The organism is Georgenia sunbinii, assembly GCF_036421875.1.
Taxonomy (GTDB): domain Bacteria; phylum Actinomycetota; class Actinomycetes; order Actinomycetales; family Actinomycetaceae; genus Georgenia_B; species Georgenia_B sunbinii.
In genome coordinates this window covers 200,168-213,963 of sequence record NZ_JAZGOL010000002.1, presented here as the reverse complement: position 1 = coordinate 213,963, position 13,796 = coordinate 200,168, and the positions used below count along the sequence as shown (strand labels likewise).

The following is a 13,796-nucleotide window of genomic DNA, read 5'->3' as shown; positions in this document are numbered from 1 at the left end:
CCAGGAGCTGCTGCACTCCGGGGTCAGAGAAAGTCGGGGGCGTGATCATCCGCCCATCGTCGGTAGGTACGTGCCGTGGCTCCTGTGATCTGCTCGAGAGTGAGGTAAGCGCCGTCGTCTGGGGCGCTTGTGTCGTGCGGTTCGTCGGCGGCGCCTTCGACGCCGTTGTAGTTTTCAAAGCCGAATAGAAGCTCTGCATTCGCGGCCGCGAAGCCGCCTTGATCCCGATAGAAGGCGCGGGCCTCGTCTGCGGTGACTACGTCGAGAGCGATTTCTTCGCCAACCGCTTCTGCGATTGCCGCGACCTGTTCACGTTTGGTGAGGCTGTCAGGTCCGATGATCGTGTCGATTCGCCCTCGACGCTGCGGGTCGAGCAGGTCGGCCACGACGACGTCGGCGACGTCGCCTTCATGGATGGGGTGGCCGACCTGATCGGGAAAGGGTTCGACCACTCGGCGAGATGTTCTGATCGTGGGCCCCCAGATCAGGAGCGAGTTCGTCGCGAACTCACCCGGGCGGACGATGCTCCACTCCAGGTCTGAACGCATCACGGCGTCTTCCACGACAGCGTTGTAGGTGGTGTCGTAGCCAGCTGTCACGGCCGCGGATGAGATGACGACAACGTGCTCGATTCCCTGCTGCTTGGCGCGAGCGAGCACCTCCTGCACGGTCTATGGCACCGCGATCAACACCAGTTGAGCCGCGCTACGGAACGCGCTGCGCAGAGTGGACGGAGCCTCCAAGTCTCCGTGAGCCGCCTCCGCGCCCGATGGGAGTGACGCAGGTTCGGGACTTCGAGACGTGCCCCGCACCGAGTAGCCAGCCTCCAGCAAGCTCACAATGACCCGGCGGCCGATGGCCCCAGTGGCGCCAGTGACGACGATGGGACGCTGGCGTTTGTCTTCCGTGCCGTACGAACTGCCGAAGAGGGACTTCCCCTCGAGCGGAGTCCTGGCCGGGCGGGTCTCGTAGTTGGGGTCAGCGTCTCTGCGTGCCATCAGATCTCCGATGCTCTGTTCTTAGGGGCACCATCGTCTCTACACCACACCGCCGACAATGCGGCGCTGCACTGGCGAACACACGAAAGACCTGCGCGAGTACGGACGCAACCCCCGTAGGGCAGACCTTCCGAGTCCGCACCGTAAGCATCGAACCCGGTGGAGGTAATCACGCTGGCCGAGGCGGCGTTCCATGGGGACGTTCCGAAGGGAATCCCCCCTGCGGAACGTCATCGCCGAACTTTCCGAGCCGCGTGCGCGTCATCGCGGCACCCCTACTGCGGCATGTCGTGGAACCGCGAATAGTGGCCCTGGAAGGCGACGGTGATGGTGTCGGTGGGGCCATTACGGTGCTTGGCGATGATGAGGTCGGCCTCGCCGGGCCGGTTCTCCTTGTCGTAGGAGTCCTCGCGGTGCAGCAGCAAGACGAGGTCCGCGTCCTGCTCCAACGAGCCGGACTCACGGAGGTCACTCATCATCGGCTTCTTGTCGGTGCGCTGCTCGGGGCCACGGTTGAGCTGCGCGACCGCGATGACCGGCACCTCGAGCTCTTTGGCGAGCAGCTTGAGCGCACGGGAGAACTCCGAGACCTCCTGCTGTCGCGACTCCACCCGCTTGCCCGAGCTCATCAGTTGCAGGTAGTCGACCACGATGAGCTTGAGGTCGTGGCGCTGCTTGAGCCGCCGGCCCTTGGCGCGGATCTCCATGAGCGACATGTTTGGGCTGTCGTCGATGAACAGCGGCGCCTCTGACACCCGGCTCATCGCGCCAGCGACCTTGGTCCAGTCCTCGTCACGCATGGTGCCCTTGCGCATGTTCTGCAGCGGCACGCCGGCCTCGGCGGACAGCAGCCGCATGGTCAGCTCGGTACGGCCCATCTCCAGCGAGAAGATCACCGAGGTGAGTCCGTGCTTGATGGACGCCGAACGGCACCAGTCCAGTGCCAACGTGGAGTTGTGGGTCGGCACCATCGCGTGGGACGCGAGGTAGAGATGGGTCGGGTGGTCGATCTGCACACACTTGACCGGCACGCTCTCCACCCGCCGTACCGAGGTGATGAACCGGGACCTCCGGCGGGGGGTGGAACCATGCCGGCGCTCGAGGTGCACTTGACGCTTGCGGGTGAGGGCGAAGACCGTGTCGTCCGTGGTGAAGGTGATCGTGAACGCGGTCGAGCTGTCGGCCGTCCGGCCGCGAACGGTGCGCTCCGACCAGCCGGTCCGGTAGCCGAGGCTGTGGATCAGCTCGCGGACGTCATTCGCCAGTCGCCGGCTCGTGACGGTGAACTGAAGCGAGCCGGCCGGCGAGACCGTCCCGTCGGTGTCCATCAGGCCTGACAAGAGAGCGCGACGCTGGCGCTCGCCCCCGCGGAGGAACTCCATCGGGATGTGCTTGTTGCCCAGCACGCCGACGGTGCGCAGGATCGCCTGGACGCTGCCGTGGTCCCGGTAGCACGACTCGCACTGCCCAGTCCCCGAACACTCGACGCCGCAGTCGATGCAGACCGGCCGGACCTCCTCCAGGTGCAGCGTCCTGCGCTTGGGGCCGCAAGTCCGACCGCAGGTGCGAACCTGCGTGGCCCGCGGCACGAACAGTGCGCCACAGACATCGCACGCGCGCTCACTGCGCCACGTGCTCTCGGGAAGCCGGATCGAGTAGTTGCGGCCGGCGCACGCCCGGACCTGGTAGCCGGCGGCCTCGATGAAGAGCCCGATCTCCGGGTCGTCGGACGTGTACCGGGCGCCGTTGCTGTGACCGTCGCCGAGCCACACACCCAGGACGTACGGGTCGAGGGGCAGCTCACGCTCGGGCAGCGCTAGCGGGGCGGCTGTCGTCACGCAGTGGTTGAGCCGGTTGTCCGCGGTCGCGCAGCGCAGCGACGAGGCGATCTGCGCCGTCGTCCTCACCTCGGCTACGACGGCCTTGCGGCGAGAACTGCCGGCGCCGACGAGAGCCTCCTGTGCCGACCTCCGCGAGGCACGGGTCTCGGTCAGCCACTGGTGCTCAGCATCGGCAATGATCGTCGTCCCGTCGTCGAACTTGATCTCGTAGCACGGCCGGTCCACCATGACCTCGGTGGCCGCGACGACCCTCGTCGGCGTTCCGTCGACGGCGAGGAGGCTGTCACCCACCTGGACCTCGCCCATGGTGGTCCAGCCGTCCGGCGTCGGGAGCGGGGTGTCGAGAGCCAGCGCCTTGCCGACAGCCGGCCGTGCCGCGACGATGACCATCTGCCCGGGGTGCAAGCCGTTCGTCAACGCGTCCAGGTCGGTGAACCCGGTGGGCACGCCCACCATCCCGGCGCCGCGGTTGGCGTTGTTCTCGATCTCTTCCATCGTCTGGTTGATGGTGTCGCGCAGCGGCGTGTAGTCCTCGCTGGTGCGGTTCTCGGTGACCGCGTAGACCTCCGCCTGCGCCGAGTTGACCAGCTCGTCGACGTCGCCGCCGTCGGTGGCGTACCCCAGCTGGGCAATGCGGGTGCCGGCCTCGACCAGCCGCCGCAGCACCGCCTGGTCGCGCACGAGGCGGGCGTAGTACCCGGCGTTGGCCGCCGTCGGGACGGAGGAGATGAGCGTGTGCAGGTAAGCGGCCCCGCCCACCCGGCTCAGCTCGCCGCGCTTGTTCAGCTCGGCGGCGACCGTGACGGCGTCGGCAGGCTCGCCGCGGCCGTAGAGGTCGAGCACGGCGTCGTAGACCATCTCGTGCGCCGGCCGGTAGAAGTCCTGGCCCCGCAGCTCCTCGATGACGTCGGCGATGGCGTCCTTGGACAGCAGCATGCCGCCGAGCACGCCCTGCTCGGCCGCCACGTCCTGCGGCGGGGTGCGATCGAAGTACTCGCGGCCGCCGTTGTTGGACTCAAGTACCCGCGTGTCGATATCGGTCATCGCGACTCCCTCTTCGTGCTGCAGGTCTACCGCAGGCCACTGACATGCCTGGCCGGCGGCGAGCCCAGGGGCCGCAGGCGACGACTGGAGGGTCGCGCCACGCGCACGGTCTTACTGCGAGCGACGGTACGCGGCGCACCGCGGGTACGCTATCCACGCCTGTGGACAACCCTGGGGACAGCCGGTGGACAGTGTCCCCACCTCTGTGCACAGGAGGTGGATAACTATGTGGATAACACCGGTGCAATTCGGTTGAACCCGCAGCATGACACGGGTTGGTGAGTGCACAGCATGTGGAAGGAAACTGGTCAGCACATTGGTGGACAGAGCACCACGGCCTGGGGATGACGGCCGAGTCACACCCGCACCAGCGGTCCCGGCAGCATCAGCCGGCCGCCGGCTCGACCGTCAGCTCCTCGGGCTCGCGGTGCCCGCGCTCGGCGCCCTCGTCGCCGAGCCGCTGTTCGTCCTCATCGACTCCGTCATGGTGGGCCGGCTGGGCACCGCCGAGCTGGCCGGCCTGTCACTCTCCTCCACACTGCTCGTCTCCGCCGTCGGGATCTTCGTGTTCCTCGCCTACGCGACCACCGCCGCCACCGCACGGCGCGTCGGGGCCGGCGACCGGGCCGGCGCCGTCAGTGCCGGCATCGACGGCATGTGGCTGGCCCTGGGGCTCGGCGTCGCCGTCGCACTGGCGCTCGGGCTGAGCGCCGACTGGCTGGTGACCGCCCTCGGCGCCGACGCCACCGTGGCGCCGCACGCCGTCGCCTACCTGCGCTACTCCGCCGGCGGGCTGCCCGGAATGTTCGTCGTGCTCGCCGCCACCGGCACGCTACGGGGGCTGCTGGACACCCGCACGCCGCTGGTCGTCGCCGTCGCCGGCGCGACCCTCAACGTGGGTCTCAACGCCCTGCTCATCTACGGGCTCGGCATGGGCGTGGCCGGCTCCGGCCTGGGCACCGCCGTCGCTCAGACCCTCATGGGAGCCGCGCTGGCTCTCGTCGTTCTCCACCGCGCCCGCGGGCTGCGAATCTCGCTGCGGCCCCACCGCTCAGGGATCTGGGCCGGTGCGGTCGCCGGCGCACCGCTGTTCGTCCGCACCCTCACGCTGCGGGTAGCGATCCTCCTGACGGTCACGACGGCGACGGCGCTGGGCCCGGTCGGGCTGGCCGGGCACCAGGTGGTCAATGCGCTGTGGGGGCTGGCGGCCTTCGCGCTGGACGCGCTGGCAATCGCTGCCCAGGCACTGGTCGGCCAGGGCCTGGGCGCGCGCGACCACCACCGCGTCCGCGCGGTCACCCGCCGCGCGCTGTGGTGGGGAGTGGGGTTCGGTGCCGTCATCGGCGTCGTCATCGCCGGTGGCGGCTGGTGGATCACCCGGCTGTTCAGCGCTGACCCGGCGGTGCAGCACGCGGCCGCCGTCGCCCTCGTCATCACCGGCGTCACGATGCCGATGGCCGGCTGGGTGTTCGTCCTCGACGGCGTCCTCATCGGCGCCGGCGACGGCCGGTTCCTCGCGTGGGCCGGGATGCTCACGCTGGTGGTCTACGTGCCGCTCGTCGCGGCCGTGTGGCTGTGGGCGCCCGGCGGCGCCCCCGGGCTCGCGTGGCTGTGGGCGGCCTTCGCCGGCGGCTTCATGCTCTCGCGCGCCGTGACGACCGGCGTACGGTTCCGCGGCGACCGCTGGATGGTGCTGGGCGCGGAGGGGCGATCGACGAACGGGTAGTTTTCGTCAGCCAGAGACTGACGAAAACTACCCGTTCGCGCAGGGCGGGCCGCAGCGCGAGCCCAATGAGCCAGCCCGGAGGCCGACTCAAAGCCTGGTCAGGCCTCGACGACCGAGATCTCGACCGTGGCCTGGACGTCCTCGTGCAGACGGATCTGCACCTTGTGCTCGCCGAGCGACTTGATCGGGCTGGAGACCTCGATCTTGCGCTTGTCGACGGAGGGGCCACCGGCCGCCTTGACGGCCTCGGCGATGTCGGTGGTGGTCACCGCACCGAAGAGACGTCCGCCGGCGCCGCTGCGCGCGGAGACGACGACCGGCTTGGACTGCAGGCTGTCGCGGATGGAGCGAGCCTCCTCGACCGTGGCGACCTGGCGCTTCTTGCGCGCCTGACGCATCTGGTCGATCTGCTTCTGCGCGCCCTTGGTCCAGCCGGTGGCCAGGCCGCGGGGGAACAGGAAGTTGCGGGCGTAGCCGTCCTTGACCTCGACGACGTCACCAGCGGTACCGAGGCCTGAGACCTCGTGGGTGAGGATGATCTTTGCCATGAGTGTGTCCCTCCGCCTCAGCGAGCCGAGCTAGCGTAGGGCAGCAGCGCCATCTCGCGGGCGTTCTTGACCGCGCGGGCGATGGCACGCTGCTCCTGGACGGTGACACCGGTGACCCGGCGCGCGCGGATCTTGCCGCGGTCGGAGATGAACTTGCGCAGCAGCGCGGTGTCCTTGTAATCGATCCCGGTGACCTTGGCCGACTTCAGCGGGTTGGCCTTCTTCTTGCCGGGCTTGCGAAGAACGGGCTTCGCCATGGTTGTACTCCTTGAGATTCAGTGCGCGGCGCGAGCCGCACGAAACGTCTGACTAGAACGGGGGCTCGTCACCGAACGAGCTCGACCCACCTGTGGCCCACGGGTCGTCGGACTGGCCACCGGCCGGCTGGTTGGCGTTGCCGCCACCGAAGCCGCCCTGGTTGCCGCCGCCGCCACCCTGACCGCCGCCGAAGCCGCCGCCACCACCCTGGCCGCCGCCCCCACGCGGGGTGCGGGTGACCTTGGCCGTGGCGTACCGCAGCGACGGACCGACCTCGTCGACCTGCATCTCGACGACGGTGCGCTTCTCGCCCTCACGGGTCTCGAAGGACCGCTGCACGAGACGTCCCTGGACGACGACCCGGTTGCCCTTGGCGAGCGACTCGGCGACGTTCTCCGCCGCCTCGCGCCACACCGAGCAACGCATGAACAGCGTTTCGGCGTCCTTCCACTCGTTGGACTGCCGGTCGAAGGTCCGGGGCGTGGAAGCCACGGTGAAGCTGGCGACCGCAGCCCCCGAGGGGGTGAATCGCAGCTCCGGGTCCGCCGTGAGGTTCCCCACGACGGTGATGATGGTTTCGCCTGCCATGCCGGTCTCCTTCAGCTCGGGTCGTTGGTGGGTGCCTCGAGGCTCAGCGAGCGTCGGGGCGGATGAGCTTCGTCCGCAGGACTGCCTCGTTGAGGCCGAGCTGCCGGTCGAGCTCCTGCGCGAGCTCCGACGTCGTCGTCATGTCGACGACGGCGTAGATGCCCTCGGAACGCTTCTTGATCTCGAAGGCCAGCCGACGCTTGCCCCAGATGTCGACCTTCTCGACGGTTCCGCCACCGGTCGTGATGACCGAGAGCAGCTTGTCGAGGGACGGGGCGACGGTGCGCTCGTCGACCTCCGGGTCGAGGATGATCATCATTTCGTATCGACGCATGCTTATACCCACCTCCTTTGGACTTGGCGGTCACGGTCCTTCCGTGACAGGAGGGTGCTGCGTTGTCTGGCCCGGGCGGGTGGACGCGGGTGCGCTCCGCACAGGCCAGCACAACACTCTAACGTACCGGTGCCACCCCTCGGACAGTCGTCCCGCTCACACCCGACGGCGGGGAGGCGGCCCGGTCAGCGCGGCCGGCCCGCCGCACGCTGCGCCTCGTACAGATCGGCGACGGCGGACGCGCCGAGGTCGGTGACGCTCTCCAGTGCCGGCCGGCCTCCCGGGTAGTCCGCCCGCAGCTCGCTCGTGTCCTCGGTCACCCCACGGACACCGACCGTGACGCTCTTCGGCGCGATGTCACCGAGGCAGACCGCGTAGGACCGCCCGTTGGTGACGTCCACGCCCCAGTGCGCGGTGCGGGCACCGAAGTACGGCCCCGACCGCGACGAGCCGCCGACGCGACCGGTGTTGTTGATCGTGATCCCGGTGCGCAGGTTCTCGAACGGCAGCGCCCGGTGGGAGTCGAAGGTGCCCTCCGCCACCACTCCCCGGTGGTAGACGTTGCCGGACGACAGCCCCTCGGCGTTGAGGCCGTGCAGGTTCGCGCCCTCGACCAGCGGCACGGTGAACGGCTCGACCTCGAAGTCCTCGACAAGGTTGTCGTGGGACTGCATCCGCATGACGAACGGGTGGTGGGTGGCCCGGCCCGCGACGGTGACGTTCGACATCGTCACCGACTTCGCCCCGGTGAGACCGAAGGCGACGTCGGCGTTCTCCACCCGGACCTGGTCGGCCCAGCAGTCGTGTGCCGCCTGGAAGTGGACGCCGTTGGAGCCCGGGTTCTGGTTGTGCCGGGTCTGGGTGAGGAGCTCGTTGCGGATGGTCAGCCGCTCGACGCCCACCTCGGTGACGGCGGGCCCGAGCTCGCGGAGCACCGACGGCCACCGCGGGCTGAGGTCGTGCTTGACCGGCTGGGCGAGCCGGACGGTGGTGGCGTCGATGACCTTCTCGACCCGGACCGGCCACTGCAGCGTGCCGTACTGCGGGTAGAAGCCCTCGGTGCCGCGCACGAGCTGCGGCGCCCCGGCCGGCCAGTCGTACCCGATGGCGCCGGGGGTGCCCCCGGCGAGGTGGCGCAGCAGCCCGGCGTCCGACGGGTTCTCGGTCTCCAGCAGCACCATGGCGCCGGTCCGCAGCCCTGCCGTCGACGAGACGCTGATCTCCTGCGCGCCACGCGGCGCGGCACCGACGGCGGCGAGGGTGGCGCCGGGGATCCAGCCCTCGGTGCCGAGCCACTCCTCACGCTCCAGCTTGCGCAGCACCGGCTCCGGCACCACCCAGATCTGGCCACCGGCCCACGACCAGCGGTTCTGCCCCTGCGACTCCTGCCAGTTGTCGCGGTACCCCTCCTGGAGCGGGCGCGAGAAGTGCAGGACGGTTCGCCCGACGCTCGCGCCACGAAGCACGACACCGGACCAGTGCATGAAGATCGGCGAGCTGAGCAGGTACGTCCCCGACGGGACGAGGACGGTGCCGCCGCCCTGCTCCCCGACGGCACGGACGGCGGCGTTGAACGCGGCGGCGTCATCAGTGACCCCGTCACCCTTGGCGCCGAACTTCCTCACGTTGGCCGCTACCCGGATGCGCGGCGCCCGCGACCCGCCGCGGTAGCCGGCGCGGGTGAAGTCCCCGACGAGCGGGTGTGCCCCCGGCGCCTGCGACCACTCGGTGAGGAGCTGTCGCGACAGGTCCTGCTGCCCCGCGGCGGGCACCGCGCCGACAGGTGCGGCCCCCGCGGCCGGACCGAGTGCGGCGATCGCCGTCGTCGCGGCCGCCACACCGAGAAAACCGCGCCGACTGACCGGTGCTGATCCGAAGTCCACCATGACATTCCCCCTGACCTCATCGTCGTCGGGGTGGTCTGCGCCGACCGCTCCGCACCGCGATCACCTCGCGGTACGACCGGTCCCCCCGACGTCGCCGCCGTTGCGCGCGACCGTCGGATCTCACCACGGATCGCGTCACGGGCCAGCGGGGTTGCCACGTCTTGCCTGGAGCCACGGGCATCGCCCGCCGTCGTCAGCCGCCGGGCGCCGGTGCCTGTCCGTTGTTCCCCGGCCCGCCCGGGCCGGGTCTGTCGTCGGTGCCCGGGCCGGGTCCGGGCGGTGGCTCGTCGTCGCCCTCGTCGGTGGTCGGTTCCTCGGTGGGCTCGGACGTCGGCGGCGTCGTCGGCTCCTCGGTCGGCTCGGGGGGCGGCTCCGGCTCGGGTGGCCCGCTCGAGACGACGACGGTCACCGTGGATCCGGGCTCGACGGCGTTGCCGGAGCCGGGCAGCGTGCTCACCACGGTTCCCGCTGGCTGGTCGGACTCCGAGCGGGTGACCTCCGGGACCAGGCCCGCCGCGGTGATCGCCGCGACGGCGGACGCCTCGTCCTGCCCGACGACGCCGGGCACCTCGACCGTCTCCGGCTCCTGGGTGGTCGGGTCCGGGGCCGGCTCGCGGGTCGGCTGCGGCCGCGGCGATGGCGCCTGCGGGGTCGGGCGGTCCGGGAAGTCCTCGATCGGCTCGTCGGCGAGGACCTCGACCATGAAGTCGCGCCACATCGTCGTCGGGTAGGTCGAGCCGGTGATGGACTCGTACTCCCCGAACGGGGTGAGGCTCTCCTCGCCGCCGTCCTCCCCGACCTGGTACATCGCCACGACCGTCGCCAACTGCGGGGTGTAGCCCGCGAACCACGCCGAGCGACCCTCGTTGGAGGTCCCGGTCTTGCCGGCCGCCGGCCGGTCGATGTCCCGGGCGCGCACCCCGGTGCCGTCCTCGATGACCTTGGTCATCGCGTAGGTCGCCTCGGCCATGACGTCGGGCTCGAAGACCTCGGTGCCGGGGCTGCCGCCGGTGTAGATGGTGTTGCCGTCGCCGTCGAGCACCTCGGCGACGATGTGGGTCTCGTGCCGCACGCCCTGCGCCGCGAACGTCGCGTACGCCCGCGCGACGTCGATCGGGTGCGGGGAGGCCGGGCCGAGCACGTTCGAGGGCACCGCCTCGAGGCCCAAGGTGTCCTCCGGGTAGCCGGCGTCGATCGCCGCCTGCATCGAGCGCTCCGGCCCGACCTCGACGTTGAGCAGCGCGTAGCTGGTGTTGACCGACTGCTCGGTGGCAGTGATCAGGTTGACCCAGCCGCGGTTGACCTGGTCGTAGTTGTTGACCGGCTGCTCGAAGCCGTCGATCTCCATCGGGGTGTAGCTCGGGTAGGTGCTGTCCAGCCCGATCCCCTCCTCCAGCGCGGCGACCAGCGTGAAGGGCTTGAAGGTGGACCCCGCCTGCGCGACGTCCTGGGTGGCGGCATTGCGGGACTGGCTGATGAAGTCCGGCCCGCCGTACAGCGCGACGACGGCGCCGTTCTCCGGGTCGATCGACACCAGCGCCACCCGGTTGTTCTCCGGCCGGTCCTCCGGCAGCGCATCGACGACCTCGACGGCGGAGGCCTGCGCCTCGGCGTCGACCGTGGTGCGGACGTGCAGGCCGAGGGTGTCGATCTGCTCCTCGGTCATCCCGACCTCGGAGACGAGCTCGTCGCGCACCATGTCGAGCAGGTAGCCGTTGGGCCCGGCGTAGGTATCCGAGCGCGCGTAGTCGATCGTCTCGGGGAAGGTCTGCGCGGCAGCTTCCTCCTCGGTGATCCACCCGTCACGGACCATGAAGTCCAGCGTGCGCGCCCACCGCTCCTCGGCCCGCTCCGGGTTCTCCGCCGGGTCCCACGCGCTGGGCGCCGGGATGATCCCGGCGATGAGCGCGGACTCCGAGAGGGTGAGGTCAGCCGCCGGCTTGCCGAAGTAGTTCTGCGCGGCCGTCTCGATCCCGTAGGCGTTGCGGCCGAAGTAGATGGTGTTGAGGTAGTCGCCGAGGATCGTGTCCTTGGTCTGCTCGCGGTCGATCTTCAGCGCAAGGATCGCCTCGCGAAACTTGCCGACATAGCTCGTCGTCGTGCCCAGGTAGTAGCGCTCGACGTACTGCTGGGTCAGCGTCGAGCCACCCTGGGTGGGGTTTCCTCGCAGGTTGTTCCACAGCGCGCGGCCGATGGCGATCGGGTCGACGCCGACGTTCTCGTAGAACCGGCGGTCCTCGGAGGCGACCACCGCCTGGCCGATGTGCTCCGGCAGCGTCGCCATGTCGACGATCTGCCGGTTGTACTCCGCGAAGCTGCCCATCTCGGTCTCGTCGTCGGCGAAGTAGACGTTGGTGCCCTGCGCCTGGGCGAAGTCGCCCGGCTCGGGGATGTCGGTGGTGATGTAGGCCGCGGCGAACAGCCCGACGACGACGGCGACCCCGGTGACGGCGACGCCGAGGACCACCCGCCAGCTCGGCACCCAGCGACGGACCCGGCCCTTGCCGGCCCGCGGGTAGTCGAACCGACGCTTCTTGGTCGACTCGCCCGTTGTCCGTCGCCGGGATCGGCGTGCGTCCTTCGTGTCGCCCGCCACGGGCTTCCCTCTTTCGTTGGCTACAGGTGGCCGGGCAGCGCCCGACATCGCCAAACAGTATGGGGTACACCTATTTCTGGCGCCGTGACGCATCCCTCAGAACGGGTGGTCTTCACACGATCTACCCAGCATCCGCCACTGGTCTGCCGGTGGTGCTCACCGTGCCCAGGGTGTCGTACGTGCCCGGACGTCGTACGCGGCCGGGGCCGTCGATGGCCCCGGCCGCGGCGGGTCAGCGCTCGACGTCGCCGGCGATGAAGGCCTCGACCGACGCGTGGGCGGCGTCGTCGGGACGCTGCACCGGCGGGGACTTCATGAAGTAGCTCGACGCCGAGAGCAGCGGGCCGCCGATCCCGCGGTCCAGCGCGATCTTCGCGGCGCGGATCGCGTCGATGATGATGCCCGCCGAGTTCGGCGAGTCCCACACCTCGAGCTTGTACTCGAGGTTGAGCGGCACCTCGCCGAAGGCGCGGCCCTCGAGGCGCACGTACGCCCACTTGCGGTCGTCGAGCCACTGGACGTAGTCGCTGGGGCCGATGTGCACGTTGCGCGCACCGAGGTCGTGGCTGAGGTTGGAGGTCACCGCCTGCGTCTTGGAGATCTTCTTGGACTCCAGCCGGTCACGCTCGAGCATGTTCTTGAAGTCCATGTTGCCGCCGACGTTCAGCTGGTAGGTGCGGTCCAGCACGACACCGCGGTCCTCGAACAGCTTAGCGAGCACCCGGTGGGTGATCGTGGCGCCGACCTGGGACTTGATGTCGTCACCGACGATCGGCACGCCCGCAGCGGTGAACTTGTCGGCCCACTCCTGAGTACCGGCGATGAACACCGGCAGGGCGTTGACGAAGGCGACGCCGGCGTCGATCGCGCACTGGGCGTAGAACTTCGCGGCGTCCTCCGAGCCGACCGGCAGGTAGCAGACGAGGACGTCCGCCTTGGTCTCCTTGAGGGCGGCGACGACGTCGACCGGCTCGGCGTCGGACTCCTCGACCAGCTCGGCGTAGTACTTGCCGATGCCGTCGAGGGTGGGGCCGCGCTGGACGGTCACGCCGGTGGTCGCGACGTCGCACAGCTTGATGGTGTTGTTCTCGCTGGCGTTGATCGCCTCGGCGAGGTCGAGGCCGACCTTCTTCGCGTCGACGTCGAACGCGGCGACGAACTCGACGTCGCTGACGTGGTAGTCCCCGAAGGTCACGTGCATGAGCCCCGGGACGGAGCCCGCCGGGTCGGCGTCGGCGTAGAAGGTCACCCCCTGGACGAGTGACGATGCGCAGTTGCCCACTCCGACAATCGCGACGCGGATCGAGCTCATGGTGTCTCCTTGCTGTTGGTGGCATCCGGGCTGCCGTCGGCAGCCCGTGGGGTACGGAAGTCGAGCGCGCCACGGGTGCCGCGCTCGGTGTCGATGAGGTTCTCCAGCCACTGCACCTCGTGCTCGACCTGCTCCAGGCCGTGCCGGGCGAGCTCGGCGGTGTAGGCGTCCATCCGGTGCCGGGCGCGCTGGGTGGACAGGCGCAGCATCGCCAGCCGCTCGACCATCCGCGCGTGGCGGCCCTCGAGGATCCGCAGCCGCGTGCGGGCATCGGTCGTCGCGAACAGCGTGAAGCGGACGTCGAAGACGTCGTCGTCCCACGCGGTCGGCTCGGCGCGCGCGAGGAGCTCGGCCAGGTGCTTGCGCCCGGCCGCGGTGGGCTCGTAGACGATCTTGGCGCGCTTGCCCGCGAGCGCGTGCGGCAGCGTGTCACCGGTGGCCTCGACGATGAGACTGGCGTCGGTGAGGCGCCGCAGCGCGGGGTACAGCGAACCGTAGGACAGCGTGCGGAACGTCCCGAGCTGGGCGTTCAGCTGCTTGCGCAGCTCGTAGCCGTGCATCGGCGACCGGTCGAGCTGGCCGAGGATGGCAAGCTCGAGGACCTGTGCGCGGGTGCTCGTCCCGCCGCTGCGCGTGCTCCCGCCGCTGCTCCGTGCCGCCATGCC

10 protein-coding genes and 1 pseudogene are annotated in these 13,796 nt (G+C 69.9%); 1 reads left to right on the top strand and 10 read right to left on the bottom strand.

Annotated elements, in window-relative coordinates; all coding sequences use genetic code 11:
- Positions 1–23: 23 nt before the first annotated feature.
- Positions 24–998, bottom strand: a pseudogene (locus V2J52_RS05385) (SDR family oxidoreductase).
- A 275-nt stretch (positions 999–1,273) separates the two neighbouring features.
- Complete coding sequence (dnaB, locus tag V2J52_RS05380) at positions 1,274–3,883, bottom strand: replicative DNA helicase (RefSeq protein WP_331226650.1); 2,610 nt, start codon at positions 3,881–3,883, stop codon at positions 1,274–1,276.
- A gap of 427 nt (positions 3,884–4,310) precedes the next feature.
- Between dnaB and V2J52_RS05375 the strand changes: the two genes are divergently transcribed.
- Positions 4,311–5,609 (top strand): MATE family efflux transporter, encoded by a 1,299-nt coding sequence (locus V2J52_RS05375; protein WP_331226649.1) that lies wholly within the window; start codon positions 4,311–4,313, stop codon positions 5,607–5,609.
- Positions 5,610–5,707: 98 nt separating this feature from the next.
- Here the strand turns inward: V2J52_RS05375 and rplI are convergent, their stop codons facing one another.
- The 8 genes from rplI to V2J52_RS05335 form a co-directional block, all read right to left on the bottom strand.
- A complete protein-coding gene (rplI, locus tag V2J52_RS05370) occupies positions 5,708–6,157 on the bottom strand; it encodes a 50S ribosomal protein L9 (protein WP_331226648.1) in 450 nt (149 codons plus the stop codon).
- 17 nt (positions 6,158–6,174) lie between these two features.
- Positions 6,175–6,414: a 30S ribosomal protein S18 gene (gene rpsR / locus V2J52_RS05365; protein ID WP_331226647.1), complete on the bottom strand. Its 240-nt coding sequence runs from the start codon at positions 6,412–6,414 to the stop codon at positions 6,175–6,177.
- A 52-nt stretch (positions 6,415–6,466) separates the two neighbouring features.
- Positions 6,467–7,003: a single-stranded DNA-binding protein gene (locus tag V2J52_RS05360; RefSeq protein ID WP_331226646.1), complete on the bottom strand. Its 537-nt coding sequence runs from the start codon at positions 7,001–7,003 to the stop codon at positions 6,467–6,469.
- A 43-nt stretch (positions 7,004–7,046) separates the two neighbouring features.
- Positions 7,047–7,337: a 30S ribosomal protein S6 gene (rpsF, locus tag V2J52_RS05355; RefSeq protein WP_331226645.1), complete on the bottom strand. Its 291-nt coding sequence runs from the start codon at positions 7,335–7,337 to the stop codon at positions 7,047–7,049.
- A gap of 185 nt (positions 7,338–7,522) precedes the next feature.
- A complete protein-coding gene (locus V2J52_RS05350; protein WP_331226644.1) occupies positions 7,523–9,220 on the bottom strand; it encodes a glycosyl hydrolase family 28-related protein in 1,698 nt (565 codons plus the stop codon).
- 196 nt (positions 9,221–9,416) lie between these two features.
- Complete coding sequence (locus tag V2J52_RS05345) at positions 9,417–11,819, bottom strand: penicillin-binding protein (RefSeq protein ID WP_331226643.1); 2,403 nt, start codon at positions 11,817–11,819, stop codon at positions 9,417–9,419.
- 232 nt (positions 11,820–12,051) lie between these two features.
- Positions 12,052–13,131: an inositol-3-phosphate synthase gene (locus V2J52_RS05340; protein WP_331226642.1), complete on the bottom strand. Its 1,080-nt coding sequence runs from the start codon at positions 13,129–13,131 to the stop codon at positions 12,052–12,054.
- Positions 13,128–13,793 (bottom strand): PadR family transcriptional regulator, encoded by a 666-nt coding sequence (locus V2J52_RS05335; RefSeq protein ID WP_331226641.1) that lies wholly within the window; start codon positions 13,791–13,793, stop codon positions 13,128–13,130. Before V2J52_RS05335 ends, V2J52_RS05340 begins: the two co-directional genes overlap by 4 nt.
- Between the last annotated feature and the right edge of the window lie 3 nt (positions 13,794–13,796).

What these genes read in the sequence shown, in the direction of transcription:
- rplI (WP_331226648.1), bottom strand. Translation starts at nt 6,157, where the DNA reads ATGGCAAAGATCATCCTCACCCACGAGGTCTCAGGCCTCGGTACCGCT.
- rpsR (WP_331226647.1), bottom strand. Translation starts at nt 6,414, where the DNA reads ATGGCGAAGCCCGTTCTTCGCAAGCCCGGCAAGAAGAAGGCCAACCCG.
- V2J52_RS05340 (WP_331226642.1), bottom strand. Translation starts at nt 13,131, where the DNA reads ATGAGCTCGATCCGCGTCGCGATTGTCGGAGTGGGCAACTGCGCATCG.
- rpsF (WP_331226645.1), bottom strand. Translation starts at nt 7,337, where the DNA reads ATGCGTCGATACGAAATGATGATCATCCTCGACCCGGAGGTCGACGAG.
- dnaB (WP_331226650.1), bottom strand. Translation starts at nt 3,883, where the DNA reads ATGACCGATATCGACACGCGGGTACTTGAGTCCAACAACGGCGGCCGC.
- V2J52_RS05335 (WP_331226641.1), bottom strand. Translation starts at nt 13,793, where the DNA reads ATGGCGGCACGGAGCAGCGGCGGGAGCACGCGCAGCGGCGGGACGAGC.
- V2J52_RS05360 (WP_331226646.1), bottom strand. Translation starts at nt 7,003, where the DNA reads ATGGCAGGCGAAACCATCATCACCGTCGTGGGGAACCTCACGGCGGAC.